This window comes from Rahnella sp. GSA61A, assembly GCF_019969905.1.
In the GTDB taxonomy this organism is placed as follows: Bacteria; Pseudomonadota; Gammaproteobacteria; order Enterobacterales; family Enterobacteriaceae; genus Rahnella; species Rahnella aceris.
Genome location: NZ_JAHXYO010000004.1, coordinates 321,798 through 338,860 on the forward strand (window position 1 = coordinate 321,798; position 17,063 = coordinate 338,860).

General features: G+C 48.1%; 26 protein-coding genes. 10 read left to right on the plus strand and 16 right to left on the minus strand.

Annotation, left to right across the window (positions count from 1 at the left end; all coding sequences use genetic code 11):
• Positions 1-51: 51 nt before the first annotated feature.
• The 5 genes from LC431_RS07870 to LC431_RS07890 form a co-directional block, all read right to left on the minus strand.
• Positions 52-930, minus strand: coding sequence for a serine protease (locus LC431_RS07870; RefSeq protein ID WP_223509622.1), 879 nt, complete (start codon positions 928-930; stop codon positions 52-54).
• A 64-nt stretch (positions 931-994) separates the two neighbouring features.
• Positions 995-1,279 (minus strand): hypothetical protein, encoded by a 285-nt coding sequence (locus LC431_RS07875; protein ID WP_223509624.1) that lies wholly within the window; start codon positions 1,277-1,279, stop codon positions 995-997.
• 12 nt (positions 1,280-1,291) lie between these two features.
• Entirely contained in the window at positions 1,292-1,798 is a 507-nt protein-coding gene (locus tag LC431_RS07880) for a lysis system i-spanin subunit Rz (RefSeq protein ID WP_223509626.1), read from the minus strand.
• Positions 1,791-2,330 (minus strand): lysozyme, encoded by a 540-nt coding sequence (locus tag LC431_RS07885; RefSeq protein WP_223509664.1) that lies wholly within the window; start codon positions 2,328-2,330, stop codon positions 1,791-1,793. Before LC431_RS07885 ends, LC431_RS07880 begins: the two co-directional genes overlap by 8 nt.
• On the minus strand, positions 2,330-2,533 hold the full coding sequence (locus tag LC431_RS07890) for a class II holin family protein (RefSeq protein WP_013577792.1): 204 nt from the start codon (positions 2,531-2,533) through the stop codon (positions 2,330-2,332). Before LC431_RS07890 ends, LC431_RS07885 begins: the two co-directional genes overlap by 1 nt.
• 508 nt (positions 2,534-3,041) lie before the next feature.
• On the opposite strand from LC431_RS07890, the gene LC431_RS07895 reads away from it, so the two are divergent.
• On the plus strand, positions 3,042-3,383 hold the full coding sequence (locus LC431_RS07895) for a hypothetical protein (RefSeq protein ID WP_166861103.1): 342 nt from the start codon (positions 3,042-3,044) through the stop codon (positions 3,381-3,383).
• 181 nt (positions 3,384-3,564) lie between these two features.
• On the opposite strand, the gene LC431_RS07900 is transcribed toward LC431_RS07895, so the two are convergent.
• The gene (locus tag LC431_RS07900) at positions 3,565-3,816 is read right to left on the minus strand and encodes a hypothetical protein (RefSeq protein ID WP_166861105.1); all 252 of its coding nucleotides are present in this window, start codon (positions 3,814-3,816) and stop codon (positions 3,565-3,567) included.
• A gap of 878 nt (positions 3,817-4,694) precedes the next feature.
• Here LC431_RS07900 and LC431_RS07905 point away from each other — a divergent pair.
• Positions 4,695-5,078 (plus strand): hypothetical protein, encoded by a 384-nt coding sequence (locus LC431_RS07905; protein WP_223509628.1) that lies wholly within the window; start codon positions 4,695-4,697, stop codon positions 5,076-5,078.
• 1,005 nt (positions 5,079-6,083) lie between these two features.
• Here LC431_RS07905 and LC431_RS07910 read toward each other — a convergent pair.
• From LC431_RS07910 to LC431_RS07950, 9 genes are all read right to left on the minus strand, one after another.
• Entirely contained in the window at positions 6,084-6,482 is a 399-nt protein-coding gene (locus LC431_RS07910) for an antiterminator Q family protein (RefSeq protein ID WP_223509630.1), read from the minus strand.
• Between the two features lie 14 nt (positions 6,483-6,496).
• The gene (locus LC431_RS07915; RefSeq protein WP_223509632.1) at positions 6,497-7,441 is read right to left on the minus strand and encodes a DUF968 domain-containing protein; all 945 of its coding nucleotides are present in this window, start codon (positions 7,439-7,441) and stop codon (positions 6,497-6,499) included.
• A 220-nt stretch (positions 7,442-7,661) separates the two neighbouring features.
• A complete protein-coding gene (locus LC431_RS07920; RefSeq protein WP_223509633.1) occupies positions 7,662-8,417 on the minus strand; it encodes an MT-A70 family methyltransferase in 756 nt (251 codons plus the stop codon).
• Positions 8,414-8,920: a hypothetical protein gene (locus LC431_RS07925; protein ID WP_223509634.1), complete on the minus strand. Its 507-nt coding sequence runs from the start codon at positions 8,918-8,920 to the stop codon at positions 8,414-8,416. Before LC431_RS07925 ends, LC431_RS07920 begins: the two co-directional genes overlap by 4 nt.
• A complete protein-coding gene (locus LC431_RS07930) occupies positions 8,917-9,261 on the minus strand; it encodes a hypothetical protein (protein ID WP_223509635.1) in 345 nt (114 codons plus the stop codon). The genes LC431_RS07925 and LC431_RS07930 overlap by 4 nt, the downstream gene beginning before the upstream one ends.
• Positions 9,258-10,265 (minus strand): conserved phage C-terminal domain-containing protein, encoded by a 1,008-nt coding sequence (locus LC431_RS07935; RefSeq protein ID WP_223509636.1) that lies wholly within the window; start codon positions 10,263-10,265, stop codon positions 9,258-9,260. Before LC431_RS07935 ends, LC431_RS07930 begins: the two co-directional genes overlap by 4 nt.
• Entirely contained in the window at positions 10,262-10,435 is a 174-nt protein-coding gene (locus LC431_RS07940; RefSeq protein WP_223509637.1) for a DUF4222 domain-containing protein, read from the minus strand. Before LC431_RS07940 ends, LC431_RS07935 begins: the two co-directional genes overlap by 4 nt.
• A gap of 183 nt (positions 10,436-10,618) precedes the next feature.
• A complete protein-coding gene (locus LC431_RS07945) occupies positions 10,619-11,125 on the minus strand; it encodes a YmfL family putative regulatory protein (protein ID WP_014416536.1) in 507 nt (168 codons plus the stop codon).
• Positions 11,126-11,144: 19 nt separating this feature from the next.
• Complete coding sequence (locus LC431_RS07950; RefSeq protein WP_112151554.1) at positions 11,145-11,348, minus strand: Cro/CI family transcriptional regulator; 204 nt, start codon at positions 11,346-11,348, stop codon at positions 11,145-11,147.
• Positions 11,349-11,422: 74 nt separating this feature from the next.
• On the opposite strand from LC431_RS07950, the gene LC431_RS07955 reads away from it, so the two are divergent.
• The gene (locus LC431_RS07955) at positions 11,423-12,097 is read left to right on the plus strand and encodes a LexA family transcriptional regulator (RefSeq protein ID WP_223509638.1); all 675 of its coding nucleotides are present in this window, start codon (positions 11,423-11,425) and stop codon (positions 12,095-12,097) included.
• Positions 12,098-12,260: 163 nt separating this feature from the next.
• On the plus strand, positions 12,261-12,419 hold the full coding sequence (locus tag LC431_RS07960; protein WP_223509640.1) for a hypothetical protein: 159 nt from the start codon (positions 12,261-12,263) through the stop codon (positions 12,417-12,419).
• On the opposite strand, the gene LC431_RS07965 is transcribed toward LC431_RS07960, so the two are convergent.
• Positions 12,397-12,633 (minus strand): hypothetical protein, encoded by a 237-nt coding sequence (locus LC431_RS07965; RefSeq protein WP_132964301.1) that lies wholly within the window; start codon positions 12,631-12,633, stop codon positions 12,397-12,399. The two genes, LC431_RS07960 and LC431_RS07965, sit on opposite strands and share 23 nt — an antisense overlap.
• Positions 12,634-13,095: 462 nt before the next feature.
• On the opposite strand from LC431_RS07965, the gene rdgC reads away from it, so the two are divergent.
• The 6 genes from rdgC (at position 13,096) to LC431_RS07995 (ending at position 17,061) form a co-directional block, all read left to right on the plus strand.
• Positions 13,096-14,016 carry a recombination-associated protein RdgC gene (gene rdgC / locus LC431_RS07970; RefSeq protein ID WP_223509642.1) on the plus strand — a complete coding sequence of 307 codons (921 nt, stop codon included), beginning with the start codon at positions 13,096-13,098 and terminating at the stop codon, positions 14,014-14,016.
• Between the two features lie 90 nt (positions 14,017-14,106).
• A complete protein-coding gene (locus LC431_RS07975; RefSeq protein WP_223509644.1) occupies positions 14,107-14,598 on the plus strand; it encodes a hypothetical protein in 492 nt (163 codons plus the stop codon).
• Positions 14,599-14,895: a DUF4406 domain-containing protein gene (locus tag LC431_RS07980; protein WP_121019971.1), complete on the plus strand. Its 297-nt coding sequence runs from the start codon at positions 14,599-14,601 to the stop codon at positions 14,893-14,895. It begins immediately after the preceding gene.
• Positions 14,888-15,376, plus strand: coding sequence for a class I SAM-dependent methyltransferase (locus LC431_RS07985; protein WP_223509646.1), 489 nt, complete (start codon positions 14,888-14,890; stop codon positions 15,374-15,376). Before LC431_RS07980 ends, LC431_RS07985 begins: the two co-directional genes overlap by 8 nt.
• Before the next feature lie 334 nt (positions 15,377-15,710).
• Complete coding sequence (locus tag LC431_RS07990) at positions 15,711-15,959, plus strand: excisionase (protein ID WP_223509648.1); 249 nt, start codon at positions 15,711-15,713, stop codon at positions 15,957-15,959.
• The gene (locus LC431_RS07995) at positions 15,937-17,061 is read left to right on the plus strand and encodes a site-specific integrase (RefSeq protein ID WP_223509649.1); all 1,125 of its coding nucleotides are present in this window, start codon (positions 15,937-15,939) and stop codon (positions 17,059-17,061) included. Before LC431_RS07990 ends, LC431_RS07995 begins: the two co-directional genes overlap by 23 nt.
• The last annotated feature ends 2 nt before the right edge of the window (positions 17,062-17,063 follow it).

The window sequence follows — 17,063 nt, forward strand, 5'->3', positions numbered from 1 at the left end:
GCATAAAAAAACCGCTCTGGTTAAAGAGCGGTCTTATACATGAACGGGGAATCAAAACTTGAAAGAAATACCTGGTACGAATTTTGGAGTAGTTTTAATCGGCATTCCTTGCTGTGGATAGTTTTTCTCATCAAAAGTGTCTGCAATCTCTTCTATCAAACTGGATTTCCATACATGTCCGAGTTGCAGAGATTCTTTATGAGACACCTTATAGCCCGTGCCGCTTTCTACTTGCTCAAGATAAAGATCGTCATTGAGCATTTGCATACTTGCGTAAATTCCAAGGAAATGAACACTCATTCCCACACCCATAATCATGTCGCCTCCTTTGGTAAGGTACCCATTGTGAGTAACATAAAATGCAGGCGATCCGGACATGCCCGGGAAAGCTGATATATCAACTACAAGTAATTTTTTTCCATCGAAATTTATTTCTAGTTCACTAGCTAAACTACCAGTTTTCCATATCGGCAGATTATTAACAGAATCATGATATCCATGTGGATAGCCAATCATAACAACAGGCGATGAGGGAACTATCAGTACATCTTGGATAGTAGTTTTTTTGGTAATAAATCGCGGAGTGGCATCCTTGAACAACTCTGGTAAAAGCGGGATTAGTATTACATCCGCTAATTTATCAGTTGGATGCTCTAACCAGAGTTTCTTATCTCCACTAAACAGCTGGAGCGTTTTGCTGTGACTTTTGCCAGCATTATCTCTTATCTGAATTTCAATCTCATCGCCTAGGACCGGTTTTATCCCTCTTTCATTCGGGCTTATGCCAGTAATAACATGGAAATTCGTAGCTAAGAAAAGCACCTGTTTTTCGTTTGAATATAAAAAACCCGTGCCTAACGACTTACGTTCTCCTTTTGATTTAAGGATAACTAAAGTCGTTATTAACGATAATGGATTTATATTTTGCATTTTGATAATCCTAACGTACCCGCGACTCCGCGGCTCACTAGATTATCATGCGTTAAGATAATTATTAAACAGGAATACCGCAATTCTTTGGTAACTGCCAAATACTTTCGCCAATGCTAACTTCTTCAACTACTGGATCAATTTCTATGAAGTATTCTCTTCCCTGTTCAAACTGGTTGAATGCGTCAGGGTTTGAAATATGCATTTGAATCTGGCCGCCTGGGGTGAGCCTAGACCAGGCTTCATTTTCATGACTGCCGGAAGTGACAGCGCTCATATGAATGGTGCGGCTTGAATCGTCATCTGCCTTCTGAATGAAATGGCAGCGGAATTTTGCTTTTACGGTCATGGTTTTTTCCTGTCAGTTAATTTTGCAACGCTTCTGAGCTTCAGCGGCATAGCCCTGAAGGTATTGGATCACTTCGTCGTCTCTGCTGGTTGACTCTCTGAGACTGAGAACAGCTGATCCACCTGCTGGCGTGAGGTCGATTTGTACTGTATCGCCCAGGCTGCCGCTGCCGGAAGTGCTGTTCCCGACGAGTTGGCAGGTGGCAAGGTTTGCTGCGGCGATTCGCACCCGGCGAGTACCAGCAGCAATATCAGCACGCAACTTCTCATTCTTAGCCAGTTCATCTGTCATTTCCTTCGTGTGCTTAGCGTCAAGCGCTGCCAACGCAATCTGTGCCGCTTCTGTACGCTTCTTCTGGTTGGTCAGGTCAATCACTGCCTGATCGCTTTGTCTCTTCAGCTCTGCGGTGTGGGCCCCATTAAGTTTGGAAACGTCAGCATCCCAGCGTATTCCCTCAACCCACCAGGTAAGGGCGGCGCCAGTCAAGAAGGCCAGCACAATCAGTAAATTGTTATTCATCCAGCCCCCAGCACGTCAGTTCGCTTTCCTGATCACGTCGTTGCAACTGACCGAAGCAATTATTCGCACGTATATTGCAATCCTTGCCACCGTCCCTCACCCAGCGTTTTATCTCCGAGCAGGCACCGCGTTTATCACCAGTATTAAGTTTGCGGTAGAACGTCGAAGTAAAGCATTTCGCCGGACCGATGTTGTAAGGGCAAAATGAAGCGATTCCGGCAATTTGTGGCTGCGTCAGCGGGACGGTGACGTTTCCATTTACCCAGGCAATCGCCTTATCTGACTCCAGCTTATTTACCTGGGCGCATTTCGCTGCTGTCAGCTTCATTCCCTTGTAAACAAGACGGCCATCAACACGGGTTGCGCCGCGGCAAATAGTCCAGACCCCCACGCCATCTTGATAAGCAGTCAGGCGATTACCTTCCTTTTCATCAAGAAACTGGCCTAGGATCGCTGAAGCACCGGCACCAGAAATAATCAGAGCAATTACAGCTTTGCTGAGTTTGCTTTTGATACCAGGCTGAGTTGCCATCATTCACCTCTGAGTGCTTTGCGGCGGTCTTCTTTAATTTTGAAATAAAGGTTTGTCAGGTATGTGAGGAGCGCAACAGCTATACCTGCCAGCACACCTATAGCGTTCCACTGATCCGGACTAAATGCATTCAACAGGCCGTTCAGGACGCTACCGGCAGAGGCTCCGTACGCAATGCCTGTAGTCAATTTGTCCATTCTCATAGTCTCCCCCTCCGGTTGTCCGGTTGGGTGCGTAGTAGTGAGGTATTTAGCGGCTCAGTCCGTTTGCGAAAGGATGAGTGGTTAGCTGATTGACTGGCCGCCAAAACGAGAAAAGGCCGCCAAATTGGCAGCCTCAAAAACGCAAAAACCCGCATATCGGCGGGTTCAAGTAACTTCTGTAATTAAAGATGTAGTGCCTGCCCCATCCGGCGCTTATCTCCGGCACTCGTAATGGCTTAGCTCTTGAAGGGGCGAATTCATCATCTCAGATTAATCCTGATGACATTTAACAATATTTGCGAATTTAACCATTTTTAGACCAATAAAATACAACATTGTGATCCAGCCCCAGGAATCAGCGACCGTGGTGATACCTGCTCGGACATTAATAAACCTTTATCGCTGTGAGTGTCCTCACAACCGAATTTAGAGTATAAAAAAGGCTGCGAATCGGCAGCTTCTAGAAAGTGTTTTATAGTGACGGCACTACTCAAATAAGGACATGTATATGAAAAATAAAATCTTCGTTGTCTTAATGCTCACCGGCATGTTCACCAGTTTTTCAGGACTTGCGGAACTCTTGCAGTGCAGTATCAACGTCGGCAATCTCTCCGATTGCCAGCCATATCCATCAACGAAAAATGCCCCTCTACTCAGAAGCGATGGAAAGGTTTCTTTATGCGAGATTAATAGCGGACAGGTTGGCTCATGCTCATCAAATTATGACGGTGAAATAGTCATCAAGAGAGGTAGTGGTTACTCTGAATGCAATGTTGAGTATGGCGAACTGAAAGGCTGCACTCCTCCTGTTTATTCTGGCTCAGCGATTATTGATACTAGCCAGGAATAAGGGTAAAGCTCTTCGGTAAGGGCATTAACCCCTTTAACTGGCCGGAAATGTCCCAGCTTACCAAGCCGATGCTCTTACCTGATGTGCAGAAACGAAAAAGCCCCGCATTTTTGCAGGGCTCTCAAAGCTTTTCTAGGTGCTCATCTACTGAAACGCCTATGAGTTAGAATATTCATTTTGACTATTTAACAATGCCGAACAGCTTTGCCCACTCTTCTATCTGGGATCGATATATGAATTGAACTGACTGCAGGGAGTAACCACCCTCCCCTTCTACAATTTGTGCAAGGCAAGGGAATTCTTTGGGTGCCTGACGCAGAATTTCTCTTTCAAGCTCGTCAGGTTCGAAAACCGAAGGAAACTCCTCATCCAAATGAAGGTAGCCTTTTACTATCCATTCTCTGTATTCAAATTCGTTATTCAGTAGCTTCATGCCAATGGTCTCATGTGATGTTTTACATAAGATAGCAGGCATCCAGCAAACGAACGATGGTGATGATTATCTTTTACACCCTCTTGTGATTTACTTAAGCAAAACTCAAGCGTACATTTTAATTCACAGGTATACCAAGAGGTCTCCTAAAGGAGAGATTTCCTTCATTTTATTGAATATACATTGTGTTAAATAGGATGAGCCTATGGATATTAAGACAGTTCTGGAGAATTTGAGCTGCTCAGCTTGCCGATGCGAATTTTTCACATACCCAAAAAACTTTAATGTCGAAACAAACTTCGCTGAGGTTAGTTGCGCATCTTGCGGCTATGAAGTTACCAAAAGCGAACTTCTCGAGCTATTGCAAACTGGTGAATTTAAACAGCCGAAGAAACTCGATACTTCCATGCTGAAGTAATATCGCCCAACTAAGTGGCCTGAAATTTGTATATCACATTGCATGGTGGCTGCGTTCCATAGCAAGCATTCAACAAACTGAGGATGATGCAGATCCACACTCTCGCAATGGCCGCGCTCATGCTCTTCAGTCTTCTCCCACGCCATCACTGCTAATAATCATTGCAAGTCTGGCTTGTACGTTGCGCTAAGCATGCATAGATGGGCGAAATTCCAGCACCTCAATATGTTGCATTACTGCTTTTTTCGCCGATTTTCATGGTATTCACCTCCGGTTGTCCGGTTGGGTGTGTAGTCGTGAGGAAAAAGAAATAAGCAGTACCGTCACTTTTCAGAAATGGTCATTGACTGTCCGGTGATACAGGTATGCAGGCGTTAAGCTGGCAAGGATGATGATTGCTTGGTAATTTTGTGATACATAAATATCCTGGAATCAGAAAAATCCCAATATCAGGGGCACCATGAAGATAAATTTAATAGTTGGAGCGGTCTTGCTTAGTACAGCAATGTGCGTAAAAGCAGAGGATCCCCCTATACTCGAAGGTTGGGCGCTCGTATCCTCCAGCAACCTAATTTTTGAGTATGCTAAGAAAGGGTCTGGCGAATTAGTAAAAGGGACCCGATCTATGCTTGTTCAATATGTACCCTCCTCAAGCAACCCCAATCAATCAGTGATGTTTAGCAAAATGACAATTACTGATCGGGAATGTAAGAATGGATATGGGGTAATAAAATTCTACGATTTATCAGGTCAATTTGCATACAAAGCTGACTATGTAAAAGGAGGCGGTAGCATTTCTGCCGCTGCTGCAGATATCCTTTGTATTGTTGATTTCACTAAATAAAATAGGCCACGCAAAAGCGCAACCATAAATATTATTGTCACTTTTTGCTGTGGCCGCGCTCATGCTCTTGAGTCTTCTATCATTTCTCACCGCTAATAACCGGTGCGTGTATGGCTGGCGCGCTGCTTTACGGTATGCCTTTTTCTTTACGTAACCCTAACCAGCGCATATTGCAGTTCGGACCTGCATCTGGCTCCCTCTATCGGGACTCCGGGCAGCATCACTACTGCTGCATTGGCTGACGCCTGCGGTCTATCCGTTTACTGGTGCATATTTCTAACCTTCAGAAAGCAAAAAAACGCATTTCTTCGAGGTTTTGTATTGATTTTTAATATTTCAATGTCTTACGGCTTTTTCATGCATTTTTTCACTAATATGTTCGTCAGGTGTTTCTGAGGTGTCGATAATGTTGAAATGGGGCACGGCACCATGTGCAAGCTTTCGGTCTATGTGGTGAACGCCTTCCGCATACCCACCAAAAGATGCCACCATAAATAGCCAAGCGAACCAAACCCTTCTCTTCACAGCGCCTCCAATGATTTAAATACCAAGAGAAATCTATATTAGAGGGCATTACGTAATGAAGTGTCTTCTTTATCTAAAGTTGATGATGAGTTTGTTTCGACAGGCTTGCATTCTTGCTGAATACAAAACATATGAGGCATTACAGCAGATTTTGCCAGCAACGCTCATCCGAATGTGCTTTCCAATCGCTCCGGGTTATCCCATCTTCTCAAACTGAAAAGCATTGTCTGATTGTTGCGGTGCCGGGTGCCTCCCGGTGAACCGTTGGTGAGCTAACCGTGGTTCGCTGTCTTCACTACGAGGGCATAGCTTATTAGCCCTACCGCATAGGTAGGATTCACCGCAACGGGATCAACGTATCATATGCCCATAAAAGACAAAACCCCGCCGGAGCGAGGTTCTCAGATTGTCTAAGCTTCGTGACTACGTGACCACTCTTAACAGGTTACAAGAGTTTTTGCGTAGCGCACTAGAACTATTTTAAGCGACTTTCGCCACTCTAATTTTCTGGGTGTAGGCGTCCATTTCCAGCACCGCGCCGGTCATCGCCAGACAACCATCCACGAATCCTTCCGCAACCTGCAACTGCTGGCGGATCAGGCCTTCACTCACCTTATACATTTTAGCTATTTTCCGTTTCGACAGACCAAAGCGATAATGCAGCATGATGAGTGTTACCTCTTCCGGTTTACGGACGGCAGCCAGACGACCTACTGCGGCATCTACAATCAGGCCATCATCATCACAGCAGGATTCGACCTTGTTGGATTCAGTCGGCAGCAGGCCTTTAAAGCCCGCCGCAATCGGTGACCAGTCCACGCCTGAATTATCTTTCGCCCACACGCCGTAACGAGCCAGCACCAGTTGAATATCACGCATTATTCTCTCCACACTTATTTTGCTTTGCCGGTTGCGATAACACCCATCGCCAGGGCTTTGTCTAATGTCTTCAGCACCCAAAATTCCTGTGTGCCGTGTTCTTCTTCCCAGGCTGGGGTATTCGCATGAAGTGAGTCGTGACACCGTCTGCACAGCGGTATCACGAACATGTCATGCGCTTTTGTTGCCATTCCACCAAATCCATTGCCGGTGATGTGGTGCGGATCATCTGACCCGTTACCACAGCCGCAGCATGGCTGACGCTTTACCCATTGGGTGTATTTGGTGTTTTCGTACCGGCGGCGCTTAGGGCGAAGCATAAAAGATTCTGGCGTTTCCGGATCAACGGCCAGTGCCAGCACCGGTTTGATGTTGCTCGCCATCACTTCCCGAGGTTCTTGTTCGTAGGGGTTAATGTCGGATTCTTTCAACTGCGTGCCCGGAGGCTGGTATTTCATGCCAAGCGCTTCGCATATGATTTCCTCCGGCAGTTGCGCCGCTAGCCCCTTACTCGTTGCCCACCAGCAAAGTTCCGGCAGGGTCAGTTGATGTCCAGCGGACAATCGGGAACGCTCGCGGATAGCCTCGGTCACAAATTCAGTGGTATTCGACAGTGCTGCGGCATCGAGTTTTACCGATTCTTTTCCGTGATATTCGTTGTCATGGGTCCAACACAGAGACACAACACCACGCGCACGGCGAGACTGCACCAGTTCATGGTGATGGTATTGGCCACCAAAATCAGTGCACTGGCAGCCTCGGTTACGCTTAACCCACAACGTCAGCGCACCCCACCCGCCGACCAGGTTGATAACCCGCTCTGAGGCCAGAAATCCAGACAGGCGTGGATCTCGCGATAGTGGCTCAGCCTCCACCGGTACCAAACCGTCCGCCGCCCCGCGCAGATCCGCCGGTTCATCGGTTATTAGCAGGCGTTTGCCGCTGAAATGCTGCAGCATGTCACCTGGCGGCCGCAATAGCACAATCCCCAAATCCCTCTGTGGATATGGCTTTAAGAGCGCTCTCATTCAGCTCTCTCCCCAGCTTTAACCAGGCTGCTCAGCACAGCATCGGCATGTTCCCGCGCAGCGGTGTAATCAGTGGGATGTAGCTCCCCCGAAGGGGAGACCGCTGTCAGCCAGCCGTTGTAAGCAGAGAGCCAGATTCTCTGAAATTCGTTCACGCAGCCACCTCCTGCAGGTAAACGATGCCAGCGGAGATCTGGTGTCTAGAAGCTGATAGTGGTGTCAGTGCCTGATAGTGGCCTGCCAAAACTTTTACGCGAGAGTTCCGCATAGGAGGAATAGTAGTGAAGCTCGCCGGTACCAACTCGATATCGTTGAATGGGTTTTCATTCCCCCAGTGATGCCAGCCTGAAGCTTCTCCACGGCTAAAAAGCTCGATGCGTGAAACTTGCCCGTAAAGCTCTTCGAGGCGAAAACGCACCTCTGCCGGCTTTTCGCTGTGCTCACCGCGGCAACTGTAAACAACCTGCTTAATGCTGGCGTTCAGGCGCTCGAGACCGGACCCGCGAACGGCGATCAACACATCTTCTGTGTTGCCGCGCGTGTAGTTTCCGCCATTCATCACCGTTTCTACGTTCAAAGTATCCATAAAGTCTTCGAAATCGATCATGGTCTGTTCTGCCAGCGCACGCTCTATACGGCTACGTGCCTGCTCATAGAGTTTTACCCACGTAAATCCCTTCATGGTTTTCACCTTGAAGCCCCATGCATGCGCCAGCTCAACTGCTTCTGAAGCAAAGTTGCCGGTGTACCACATAGCCAGAACTGCGTTTTCATCTGCAATAGACCAGACCGGAAGACGCTTCATTTCCTCAACCGCCATAGTGCTGTAGTGGTCACCCGCCGCGCCGTTACTTATCTTGTTGGAATACTGCCAGGCAGGATCTGCATAAATTAGTTGATAACTCATAGCGCCTCCGATTTAGGGGCAATACGGAAGTTTTGATCGAAGTTTTTAGCTTGAAAGCATGACCAGCGCCCCGTATGTAAGGCGTAACCGCATACTTTGTTTTCGTCCCGGTAAACCACATTGAATTTTTTATAAAACCTAGGTCTCACTTCAAGGTATAGGCCTAGGTTTTCAGGAATCGCCGATAAATTAATTTTCTCGCCATGGTTCATTGGTGGTGTGGTGTATACAGGGATAATTACGCCGCCGTGGGCGTTTTTGCATTTGATGGCATCAACCTCTTCCAAATACACATCAAGTTTAAACGTAGAACTATATCCATCTGTTAACGGCCGACTAATGACGTAATAATCAGGCTTGCCCTGCTTTGCTGCTAATGCTATGTGTAAGAGTGGGATGATTTCTTGAACATCAAATAAACTATTTCCGTATGAAGTTGCTTTGGCCATTGAAAGCAACTCTTCCAACCTTCCTTCGCTGAACTGCCCCAAATAGTTATTCATACCGACCCCCTGCCCAGAAGTACTGCCCATAGGTTGTGTTCAAACTCAGCACAGATTTCAGCCGGTGTTTTCACTGGAGCTATATCCGATTTTTCGGCCGTCGGTTCTACGACTTGTTTTGGCACTTCGCTCAGTGAATATGTTTTCTTCCCGGCACAATGCCCAGTAACAATGTTGAACTGAGGTTTTTTGCTGATCATATTAATCGTAGATGACATCGTAAGCCGTGATGGAATAAAGCCGGCATATTCGATTAAAGATGCTTCAGTATCCGAGCAGGCGCGCGGAGCGCAATCACACATGAGCTTTTCTATGACTAATTGCTGATGGTTTTTTTTCATGCAGATTTCCTCTGCTGCTGGCGCTGAGCACATTCTTTCCAGATGCGATTCCAGGTGCTGATCGCGAAATCACTGCGCATGCCACGCACACTGGCTTTACTTGCCTCAGTACAGACCAGTTTTTCCAAATCACTTGGGGCTTTGCTCGCCGCAACACCGCTGATAAACCGGCGATAAGCCGAATCACGTTCAGAGGTATCAACGGCCACTTCGCTGCGGTCCCACTTTCCGTTTTTGCGGGCTGGGCGGCCAGCACGATTCCAAGCATTGGCACCTTCGAGATAACCCGGGAACTTGGAAGGCTGGAACAGCGTGGACGGTCGCAGATACTCGGCCATTTCCAGATCGCCGCCCCATTTGGCATGCATGTAATCAACGGTCAGTTGCTGTTCTTCAGGTGTAAACCCTTCTCGGAGTCTGGCCCGAATGTTATCCAGTGAGGATTTGCTGACCTGATAGCGTGAGCCAGTGGTCTGATTCAGGTAGTTCAGAACCTGTTTAGCCTGATCAGTAATTTCAACCTCGGCGTCGGTCTGCGTAGCAGGCTGACAAAGGGGTTTTATATCTGATGGATCTTGTTTTGAATTTACTAACGGATCCCCCCCAGATTCTGGCGGGTGAAAACCGGTATTCGCGTTCGATTTTGATGTGTCGGATTTTGACCGGTCAGAATTTGAGGCGTCAGATTTTGATGTGTCAGAATCTGACGGTTCAGCAGCAGCACGAAGCTTGGCAATATTCAGCTGGTACATGTTCGATGTGTTGCGGTTTCCCTTACGGCGCTGAGTGCTGGTGATCCAGCCGTCAGCCTCAAGCTTGCCCAGCGTAGTGCGCACTGTGCTTTCACCTGCACCCAACTGGCGGGCAATGGTGGTGATCGACGGCCAGCACAGGCCTTCGTCAGAACTGAAGTCAGCGAGGCGCGCCATGATGGCCACCGCCGATATTTTCAAACCGGCAGCAGCGCAACCATCCCAGACGTATGCGGATAACTTAACGCTCATAAGACCCTCTTAAATTTTCGCCGGAATTGTTCAGTAGGCTGGGCGCAATGCGGGTAACCTGCGCGCATGAAGATGACGCGATCCCCTGCTCTGTCGAAGCCCACGACGTGTACCACAACGCCCCGCCAATCTTTGTAGTGCCTGTCCAGCGTTTGGATTTCTTCAGACATGCAGTCACCTTCCGGCTTCTCACCCTGACGTAACCTACCCACCACCGGACGATCTGGTAGTTGCACGGTACCCAGTGGCCCGATACCATCACTTCGTACGACAAAGCTTGTTTGTTGCCGCCAGTCGCTTTGCAGCGCATTTGCGGGACGCCAGCTTTTATGAGTAAACTGTTCATGCGTTAATTACTCCACACACGTTTTTAATGCGCCGACGCCTCGGGACTGCACTCCTGAGGCGTCAACCCTTTCATGCAAAGCCACCACTGACTTCACATACTCATCGCGCGCAGATAAATGCTTGAAATGCAGCGCCATAATCTCGGCCTTCTCGTTCTGATCAATCACGCCGTCATCTGCAATAGACGTGTTTATTTGCTGATCCACCTTCCCGCTCTTTGCCGCCACTTTTACGCCTTTAATAAACAGGTCAACGTGGTCCAACTCATCGCGATTTGGGATTTCAACGAACAAGCCACCGCGCCGCTGGGCGAAGTAATCCGCCAGATGATTAGTGCCGCTGATGTCTTCCATCGCTTCCAGCTCGGCAATTTCGAAGAACCGGCAGCCGTTCTTTTCGTACAAATTGTTGTTGAACTGCGTTTCAGTCATGCCCAGAGCGCCAGCCATAGCAGACCGACCGCCGGGATAGGCTTTGCACATCGTTTTAACTACTGATTTCAGATCTACCATGTTGTTTTCCCTTTGGTAGTTATGGCTGTATGCCAGCAGTGGTAGTCTTTTCGTATTGAGTTGGGTCGTATTTGATAGCACCGTTTGTGGCTTTTTCTGCCAATAACGCGTACTGCCACGGCACAATATCCTTCCAAAGACTGACGGTTGATTTTGAAACCCCCAGTGCTTTGGCTGCCGCAGTCGCAGTACCGAAATGTGCGACTAAATCTTGTTTAAACATTTCACCTCCAGATAAAGAATCAACAATGCAAAGTTTAATGTTTCAAACTAAAAATAGTCAAGAAATTAAACCTTATGTTGTTTAATTCTTTAAACATGAAAAATGAAACGATGAGCGACCGCATTAACCAACGTATGAAGCTACTGAGGTTGCGGAGCACTAATTTAATGAGCGCTACAGGCGCATCGAAAGGAACCGTTAGCCAGTGGGTAAACGGCGGCACTGAGCCGTCTGCACGCTATTTGAGTAAACTGGCTGAGGTGTTAGGCGTAACTGAACGCTGGTTATATGAAGGCGGACTTATCGAAGAGTCGATCGGAAACGCAACACCTGGACCAGAGCTGCGCCGCCGTGTGCCGTTATTGTCATCAGTACAGGCAGGAGCCTGGAAAGAAATCGTTGAGGGGCACTTGCAGGACGTGACTGAGTGGATTGAAACCACTGCGAAAGTATCTCCTTACTCATTTTCGCTGCGCGTATCTGGCGATTCTATGGATAGCCCACCCGGCCAAGGTATTTCCCTACCTAATGGCTCGATCGTCATTGTGGATCCTGATGTTGAGGCAATAAATGGACGCATAGTTGTTGCGCGCATTAGTGGTTCAAACGAAGCGACCGTAAAAAAATTAGCGATTGATGGTCCGAACATGTACCTGATGCCACTTAACCCTAATTTCAAACCGATACCCTTTGATGAGGATTGTGAAATCATTGGCGTATGCGTTCGCGTTGAAATGAATTTGATGTAACCAATTCCACTTCACGAAATACCGGCTCTGGCCGGTTTTTTTTCACCTTAAACTTTTTTGTTTAATAATGCGAACTTTTGTATTGACACTTTAGTTTGAAAAGTTAAACTAAATTCATCGGCAGTACAACGGCAAGAGCGCAGCAGATTAATGAGGTATCAGGATGGATAAGCAAGAACCGGAAATTATTGGTCCGGGATCTTCGAATGAAGAGTTAATTGAAGAAACTGTTTCTGAAATCTTGCAAAAGCATGCACACCAAGTGGCCGCCTTTTTGGAAGGCGGCGAGATTACCAAAATTAATCTCTTATCTTCGGATTGAAAGCTTCAATTCGGTTAATAAGCAACTTGGTTGCCGAGGCAACGGCAGGATCCTTACCTTTATAAGCTTGAGCATGACGATTTAGATTTTCAATGACGTCGCTTTTTACTGTGGGTAAGGCGGTTGAAACGGAATGAAGCGCTACCGTGAATGCGTTCTCAAGAGCTTCAATCCTACGGGCTAAAGTGACTAAATTAGTCGAAGCGTTTTCCACCTTCATTTCCTTCTTGGCTGTGTGAGAACTACCAAGATAACACCGCCGCCTGAGGTGGAGAAGTGACCAGGCACACAACGGAAAGAACACTGGGGGTTGAGGGACTCACTTGCCATTAACCCGATCTGACCACAGAACCAGTGTTCTCTCCGTTGTGGCCAGCATCAGGTGATGGTCGGGTTCCCTACCCGATTGCGGGTTCGACTCCCGCCGCCCAATCAGATCGACGTGGAACCTCGATAATTGCTGTGTGTAGCTGTATTCGGCGGTGGCATGACTCTTCAACCATCCAACATCAGGGGGAGCGAAGATAATGTTCTGATCATGACCACCGCCAATTTTTTCGCAGGCATAGACAAGGGTTCGCTGGCCCCACCAGCACACCCAGTGCGTCAGCGGTGGCCCTTTTCTATGTGTGTGAGTTTCCGCCCGGTGCAGTGGGCATAAACAGGAGGGATTAACGTGAAAGAACTTTGGTTTAAGAGTTTGCAGATTTACCGCATGAACCGTGATATCGCGCTCGATGCCGAGGAAATGCAGCGCCAGATGAGCGCCTTTATTTTCTCTCCATGCGGCAGCCAGGATATGGCGAAAACAGGATGGGTATCACCAATGGGCAAGTTCGGCGGTGATCAGTTGGTACACGCCGCTGGCCATCAGCTTCTGATCTGCGCAAAGCGTGAAGAGAAGATACTTCCGGCGCCGGTAATTAAGCAGGAGCTGGCGGGCAAAATTGAGCAGTTGGAAGGTGAGCAGCATCGCAAGCTGAAGAAAACCGAGAAAGACTCCCTGAAAGACGAAGTGCTGCACAGCCTCATGCCACGCGCATTCAGCCGTTACAGCCAGACCTTCATGTGGATTGATTTGGATAACGGCCTGATCATGGTCGCCGCGGTCAGCACCAAAAAGGCAGAAGACATGCTGGCGTTATTGCGCAAAAGCCTCGGTTCTTTGCCAGTGGTACCCCTCACAATGGAAACGCCGATCGAACTGACCCTGACCGATTGGGTGCGCACAGGTGAGCCGCCAGCTGAGTTTGCTTTGCAGGATGAAGCCGAGCTGAAAGCCATTCTGGAAGAAGGCGGCACTATCCGCTGTAAGAAACAGGCATTGGTCAGCGACGAGATCGGAACGCATATCGAAAACGGTAAGTTGGTTACCCAGGTGTCTATGGACTGGCAGGAACGCGTCAACTTCCAGATTAACGATGCATTCACGCTGAAAAAGCTGAAACCGAGCGACACACTGTCCGATCAGAATGACGACATCGACCGTGAAGATTTAGCCGCGCGCTTTAATGCTGATTTCATTCTGGTAACCAGCGAATATTCTGCGCTGATATCAAACCTTATTTCCGCGCTGGGCGGCGAAGCCCAAAGATAATTTAAAACATCTGAATTTTATTAATTGCCGTCACTGGCAAGGGATTCGCTCACGCCGAAATCTGGAAATTACTTATTTAGGAATGTAGCCATGAAACTTATTCAACCGGTCACACCAGAACGCAATGCCGATAACTTGGGATATTGGACTCACCCTGATTTCTTCGAACCGGCCAACGGTAACGAATACCCAGCGCCAAGCGAATTTGAAGCGTGGGCAAAAGCTCAGGGTGTCGAGGTTTATACCCTGTCACTTGATGCCGATCCAGCAGCTGACGATATTCAGGCCGCCTATGAAGCAGGCGAAGCTGATGTTTCTGCGTGGAACCCAACACCGCCGATCGGTGATGGCTGGTTCCTCGCATCAATTCACGATACAGAGGACGGCCCTTACAGTGTCTGGTTCCGCCGCAATACTGAAGAACAAGCCGAAATTGCACGCCTTAAAACAGACTTTCTGGGAAAGCACCAGGTGGCGATCACCGCCGCTTATGAATATTTCAAGGCCTGCCCTGTGGGTAATGAACGCACTATCGCACACCAGATTTATCAGGTACTGCGCACGGCTACGAGGGTGGGCTGAATGAAAGTTTATATCGCAGGGCCAATGACAGGCCGGCCACATTTCAACCGCCCTGCTTTCAAACAGGCAGCTATAAGCCTGTCATTTGAAAAGCATGTGCCACTGAATCCGGCAATCCTGCCTGATGGCCTGTCCGAACCAGATTACATGGCTATTGGTCTGACGATGCTGCAGCGCGCCGAAGCAATTTACCTGCTGACCGGCTGGCAGTTCAGTGCGGGCGCCAGAGCAGAACATGCGCTGGCTTTAAAGCTGGGTTTGGAAGTAATCGAACAGAGGGAAAACCGCCATGACTGAGGCAACCAGCAAACCAATTCTGGATATGTGCTGCGGCTCCCGGATGTTTTGGCTCGATAAACAGGATGACCGCACCGTATTCAGTGACGTGCGCAGCGAAGAACACACGCTGTGTGACGGGCGCCAACTGGTGATCAGCCCGGACGTGCTTGCCGACTTCCGCCAGTTGCCATTCGCCGATAACAGTTTCTCCCAGGTAGTCTTCGATCCTCCGCACCTCGAGCGCGCTGGCGTGAATGGCTGGATGCGGAAGAAGTACGGTGCTCTGGACAAAGAAACATGGCGTGAAGACATCGCCGCCGGGTTCCGCGAAGCGTTTAGGGTGTTGCGGCCACACGGCACGCTCATTTTTAAATGGAACGAAACGCAGATACCAGTTGCTCACGTAATCGCGCTGACAGATCAGAAGCCAACAATCTGGCAACGCACCGGAAAAGGCGACAAAACTCACTGGGTTCTGTTCTTGAAGGAGGCTGTATGACTGAGAATACGTTCTGGAATAGCTACGGGAAATACTGCAAGAGGCGCACCAGAACCTACATCGGCAATGGAAGATTCTATTACGGCAGAATGATCCACGTTCAGTATATGGAATGGAGGAACTGTGATCACTGAAACAACCCGTTCGCATTTCGTCCGGCGTGTTTTTGTGAAAAGAATGCTGAATCTGTGGTTTATCCCAGCTGAGTTTGCGCCAGCAATGCCACCAGGCGAGAAAAATGCTGTGGTGGCGAGCTGGGAAATATTACGGCCGATTTCGGTTCAGTCAGTAAACCGGTGCGCAACCGGCTATAATTAAACGTGTGGAGTGATATATGACGAGAACATTAACGCTTGATGAATGGGCTCTCGAAGAGTTTTCCGCGCCAATCCCTAGCAGACCAACGCTGATGAGGTATGCGAAAAATGGAATGATATACCCCCTGCCCTTTAAAGCCGGGCGGTGCTGGCGTGTTGAAGCATCAGCGCGTTTCATTGGGATAGCTGAGAAGCCTGTGATCAACAAGGATATAGATCCACGTTTAATGAGGATTCTCGAAGATGGCACGTCCACGAAAATATAACGTGAATATTCCCGGGCTGTCGTGCTACTTGGACGCCAGAACCAATAAGGTTTACTGGCGTTACAAGCATCCAGCCACAGGTAAGTTCCACGGTTTGGGGGACAACGAAGAGGAGGCAAAAGCAATCGCAATAGATGCGAATATGCAACTCAATCAGAGGAAAATGGCAAATCTCCTGAGAGTAAGAAATGAAATTAGCCGTGAAGTGAATAAAGGCATCACGACCAATGCATGGGTTGATAAATATAGAGCGATTCAGCTAGAAAGGGTTAAGGCTGGCGAAATAAAGCCCGATACTGCGAAACTGCGGGAACCTTCTTTACGAGCATTAATTTCTCATTGCGGGATAAAACCATTGTCGGAAGTAGGTGCCAGAGATATTGCTGGGATCCTCGATGTTTACATTGAAAAAGGTCAGGGAAGGATGGCGCAGATGGTGCGTTCGAATCTAAGTGATGTATTCAAAGAAGCTCAGCATGCAGGTGAAGTTCCGGCTGGTTATAACCCTGCGAAGGCAACAAAACAACCTCGGGCAAAAGTTTCACGACAGAGACTTTCATTTGATGAATGGAAAGCCATTTATTCGGCTGCATTAACGTTACCGGTGCATATTCCCAGGGTAATGCTATTGGCCTTAATTACAGGCCAACGGATAGGAGATATATCAAAGTTGAAATTTACAGATATCTGGGATGACAAACTTCATATAGTTCAGCAAAAAACCGGGGCTAAAGTGGCTATACCCCTTTCTTTGAAATGTGAGGCGCTGGGGCTGTCTCTTCAGGATGTGATAGCTGAATGCCGAGATTCTGTTTTGAGTCAGTGGATCTTGCATCATCACCGTTCACGAAGAAACTGCACCCGTGGTGGGCAGATAACTAAAAGCACACTCTCAAAAGGATTTGCTGAAGCCCGAGATAAAAGTGGTCTCCTGTGGGAGGGAGAGAATCCTCCAACATTCCATGAACAGAGGTCATTGTCGGAACGCTTGTTCAGAGAGCAAGGAATAAACACGCAAGTTTTACTTGGACATAAAAATAGTCAAATGACGGAGAAGTATAACGACGACCGGGGGAAAGACTGGAAGGAAGTTGTTGTTTAATT